The sequence below is a fragment of the Microcystis sp. M113S1 genome (genome assembly GCF_020246945.1).
GTDB lineage: Bacteria > Cyanobacteriota > Cyanobacteriia > Cyanobacteriales > Microcystaceae > Microcystis.
Map to the genome: position 1 here is coordinate 1 of NZ_JADBSA010000318.1, position 4,221 is coordinate 4,221.

Below are 4,221 nucleotides of genomic sequence, written 5' to 3' on the forward strand. Positions count from 1 at the left end.
GCTCCATTTCGACTCTTTCTTTTTCCTCGTCTGGCCGCGTAGGTATTCTTGATACTTTCCACAGTCTCGATAGTTTTGATAGATCATTTGATAGATGGTTTCGTGACTGAGAGATTCTTGACTGGCTCTTTTCAGACGACCTGCTATTTGTTCGGGACTATGATAATCTTTTAATCCTTTTTTCACCAACTCTAAGGTAGCCTTGCTGACATTTTTAAAGGGTTGTTTGGCATTTTTTCGGCGCGTCTCGCTTTGAGCTTGTGCTGTGTCAGGTAGATAAGTAGTCGTGCCAAATAAATTTCCTAGTGAAGATAGGCACTCATGCAAGAGGCAAAAGGCAAAATCTTTATCGAAATGTGTAATTAATTTTGCTTAGGTAGATAGCACCCCAGGGAACTTTGATTCCTTCTTAATTCCCGTGATATTGTGCTTTGATGACATCCGAGCCAGACGGCCATTTGCCGTTGAGATAAATTTCCCTCTTGACTAAGTTGGTAGAGCAAGTTTCTTGGTTCTATGTTAAGATGTTGTCGGCTCATTTTTGGGTCTGATTTGTTGTTGTTAATGATCAGACAGTACCTGATGAGCCTTTTTCTGTCAACTCTTGAGGTTGATGCGTTTCATTTTTGAATTGGCGTTTTCAGCAAACCCTAACTATAGGCTCAAGCTCACTTTTTCACTAGCTTGAGCAACTCTCGAAAACGTTGGCGTAAACTCTCGATATTAGCGGATTTCCCGCCATAACGCCAATCAACGTAGGCGCGAGCAATCTCCTCGATAATATTCGCCACTGGCGGCGGTTGGACGCTGCGGGCGGCAACAGCGTATTCTAAAGGGGTTTGAGCGGGATGTTTACCATAACCGGCTTCTGTTAAGATTCCTAACATTTGCTGGTATAAACGCTCGATTGGTGGTAGTTTTGCTAACTTGCGACCCCGACGCCAACGATGGAACTGTAGCCATCCTAACCAACCAGCGTAGGCGAAGACGACCCCCACTAAACCGCCGAGAATTCCCCCTAAAAGACTGCCAGAAATAAAGCGCCATAACCATCCCAATAACTTACCGATAGTAACGATAACATTTTCCCAAATCAGACCGAGAAAACCCGTTACTGGAGAGGGCAACCATCCAGCTACCCATTGCCAAAATTGCTTGAGGACACTAAAAGGTTCCGCTTCCTCAAAGGATGGGGGAATTAATTCCCGGCCCGGTATAGGATCGAAAGTGTACCAACCGTAACCAGGGAAAAACACCTCTGTGATGGCGTAAGCGTCCGTATTTTGGACAACATAAAAGCCAGTGAAAGGATTAAACTGGCCAGGGGCAAAACCGGTGGCTAATCGGGCAGGAATACCGATCGAGCGTAACATAATCGTTAACACGGTGGAAAAATGATCGGCGTAACCCCCCTGAAAACGAAACAAAAAGGCCGAGACTAAATCCTCATTTTCGGCTAAAAAGGGCAAATCGGTTTTTAATTCATAGTTTTGCTTTAATGCTTGGGCCAGATATAAGGCCTTCTCGTAGGGAGAGGTTAACGGTGTGGGAGATTTTGCCAGCAATTCCTCGGTTTTTCGGCGGACTTTCGGGGCAATTTCGGCAGGAATTTGTAAATAATACTTGAGAATAGCCTTCGGGTAAGTTTCTGGGGCCGATCGCAGTTGGCTGCGATTGCGTTCCGGCACTTGTGAGATTACAGTATAAGTTAGCCCTTCCGCTAATCCCCCCGGCGACCTTAAGCTATTTTCTCGGTCTAAAGATACCTGTCGGGTAGGAAAAAAGAGATACTGGGGCGAAGCAAGAGCGGGGATAATATTCGGTAAACTGGAGACAATGCTGTAAGTTTGGACTACCTGATGGGTTTTGGCTTGGGTTGCAGGTAGCGGCAGAAAAAAGCGATAGGACCAACTACTGCGATTTAAATCCTCTACTTCTTGATCTCGCGAGATTTGCCACCCTTGACCAGTATAGCGATCAAAGGCCATGGCGCGCCAGAATCCGGGGGCTTGAGAACGTACCCGCATGACTGTCTGGGGAGTCATACTTCCCCGCAAATTTTGGTTAATTTGGCTGTTAAAACCGTAATAAAAGGTGGAATCTAGCTGTCCTGACCCAACAGTGGGGCTATTACCGCCATTTACGCCACCATTCCCCGTTTCACCCTCGCGCACATAGCCGGGGTTAACGATTTGTCTGTCTCCCTGTTCAAAATCCTGATTTTCCATACCTTCGGGACTATTGACGGGAAAAGATTGAATTTGATAACCCGGAAAACGCGGCATCAGGGCAAAAATTGTCAATCCCAAGAGGAGAATTGTCAGAAAGAAAATCCCGAAACGTTTGGGAGAAAGGGGAGAATTTTGCGGGGAAACTAATTTTTTTGTGGCTAGACGCGGGGGTTTCTTTGAGAAGAAAGGGAGACTCTGATTGAGATTATCTAAGCCTAAACGAGAACGATAGTCTAAAACTAGGGTAGGTAGGGATAAAAGCAGAAAGAGGATTAACCAAGGCGCAAAAGCGAGGGTTTGGGAGATTGTCCCTGCGACTCCCAAGAGAATTAAACCGATTACCATAGAATACCCTAAATCTTTGCGTCGGGGCAGGTCAAAACTATGGAGAATTTGCAGTTGAATTAATAATTGTGTTAAGGCAATGCGACTATCCTGCATCGCAACGATATTACCCAAGAATAGCGCCAACACCACTAACATTCCGATCGCTATACAAAATTTTGCCCCGATATTGCGCTTTTTCCTGCGTCGCCAACTCCAGATTCCGGCGATAATACTGAGAGGAACGGCCCAAATACCGGTATAACTATCAGTAGCCACATCGGTGGCGATAATACCGACGATTACTAAAGCTTGCACCAGAATTCTTAAAATAATCGATTCCTCGGTTTCTGGCAAGGGAGAAGATTCTATCTTTTGCCAGAGGGTTTTTAAGGAAGGTCTTGGACGAGCGGCACTGCTAACCATAGGGTAAATTGGGAGAAAGATCAAAAAGTTAATTTTATATTTCCCAGTTCTAATCTCGATCGCTCCATGGGGTAAAGTGGATTTTAGATGTCAGGAGTCAGGAGACAGAAGACGGGAGATAGGGAGACGATAACTGATGACTGATTACTGATGACTGATTACTGATGACTGATTACTGACCTATGATAGCCGTTACCAAGCCTGAAATTTTACCGTTACTTCATCCCCTGATTGGACAATTAGCCACGGCAATTCTGTCCGACTGGGAAAATTATCTTGATTTGTCGCCCTTTGAGTTGCCGGAAGGTTTAGGCTATGTGGAGGGACGTTTAGAAGGGGAAAAATTAATTATCGAGAATCGCTGCTATCAAACTCCCCAGTTCCGCAAAATGCACCTAGAACTGGCTAAACTGGGCAATGGTTTGGATATCCTTCACTGTGTCATGTTCCCCCGTCCAGAATATCCGCTGCCGATGTTCGGATGTGATATAGTCTCCGGCAAAGCGGGAATCAGTGCCGCTATTGTGGATCTTTCTCCCACCAGTGGCGATAAAACTCTCCCTAGTGCCTATAATCAAGCTTTAGCGGCTTTACCTGGGGCTGATTTCGCCCAAGCTCGTGATTTGCCGCCTTGGGGTCATATTTTCTCCGAATATTGTCTGTTTATTCGTCCCGAAACCGCCGCCGAGGAACGACAATTTTTACAAAGAGTAACAGATTTCTTGACAATTCACTGCAAATGTGCTATGGAAAGTCAGCCTCTTTCTGGGGAAGAAACGCGTATTTATTTACAGGGACAACGGGATTATTGTAGTCAACAGCAAAAAAACGATAAAACTCGGCGTGTACTAGAAAAAGCCTTCGGTTGGGAATGGGCAGAGCGTTATATGACGGGGGTTCTCTTTGATCTGCCCGATTAAACTGAACTACTCCTTGTCAACATCAAAAATTGTCGTGTTTAGCGAGCAGTCAGGAGAATTAAGAGTGAACGTTGACATCCTCGCCGCCGTAAAACGGACGGCGATTCCTCACCACGCCACTTTTTTAGGGTGGTCGCGTCAACGGGGTTGACGCAGATAGCGAAAAACGCTTAATTGCTTAAGTCTGACACTTTCGACCCGTCCGTTTTGAGTGTCCGAATGCCGGACGGCCACTTTGAACAAGTCGAAAAAATCCAATGTTCAACCTTATTTCCTAGAAAGTTTTACTCGTTCAAGGCCGAATTTGAAGTCTTTTCTGA

Annotated in this window: 3 protein-coding genes and 2 pseudogenes; 2 read left to right on the plus strand and 3 right to left on the minus strand. The window is 45.5% G+C overall.

The annotated features are described in order from the left end of the window. From IM319_RS15995 to IM319_RS16005, 3 genes and pseudogenes are all read right to left on the minus strand, one after another. Window positions 1-270 (minus strand): annotated as a pseudogene (locus IM319_RS15995) (IS30 family transposase); the annotation flags it as partial. A gap of 104 nt (window positions 271-374) precedes the next feature. Beyond that, window positions 375-539: pseudogene (locus tag IM319_RS16000) on the minus strand (helix-turn-helix domain-containing protein); the annotation flags it as partial. Window positions 540-668: 129 nt separating this feature from the next. Further along, on the minus strand, window positions 669-2,981 hold the full coding sequence (locus IM319_RS16005; RefSeq protein ID WP_287736247.1) for a transglutaminase TgpA family protein: 2,313 nt from the start codon (window positions 2,979-2,981) through the stop codon (window positions 669-671). Between the two features lie 182 nt (window positions 2,982-3,163). On the opposite strand from IM319_RS16005, the gene IM319_RS16010 reads away from it, so the two are divergent. Both IM319_RS16010 and IM319_RS16015 read left to right on the plus strand, forming a co-directional pair. After that, on the plus strand, window positions 3,164-3,901 hold the full coding sequence (locus IM319_RS16010; RefSeq protein ID WP_287736248.1) for a phycocyanobilin:ferredoxin oxidoreductase: 738 nt from the start codon (window positions 3,164-3,166) through the stop codon (window positions 3,899-3,901). Window positions 3,902-3,914: 13 nt separating this feature from the next. Then, the gene (locus IM319_RS16015; RefSeq protein WP_287736249.1) at window positions 3,915-4,052 is read left to right on the plus strand and encodes a hypothetical protein; all 138 of its coding nucleotides are present in this window, start codon (window positions 3,915-3,917) and stop codon (window positions 4,050-4,052) included. Window positions 4,053-4,221 lie beyond the last annotated feature (169 nt).

Bases quoted from the DNA above. Each gene is read 5' to 3' on its own strand.
- IM319_RS16005 (WP_287736247.1), bottom strand. From the start codon at position 2,981: ATGGTTAGCAGTGCCGCTCGTCCAAGACCTTCCTTAAAAACCCTCTGG.
- IM319_RS16010 (WP_287736248.1), top strand. From the start codon at position 3,164: ATGATAGCCGTTACCAAGCCTGAAATTTTACCGTTACTTCATCCCCTG.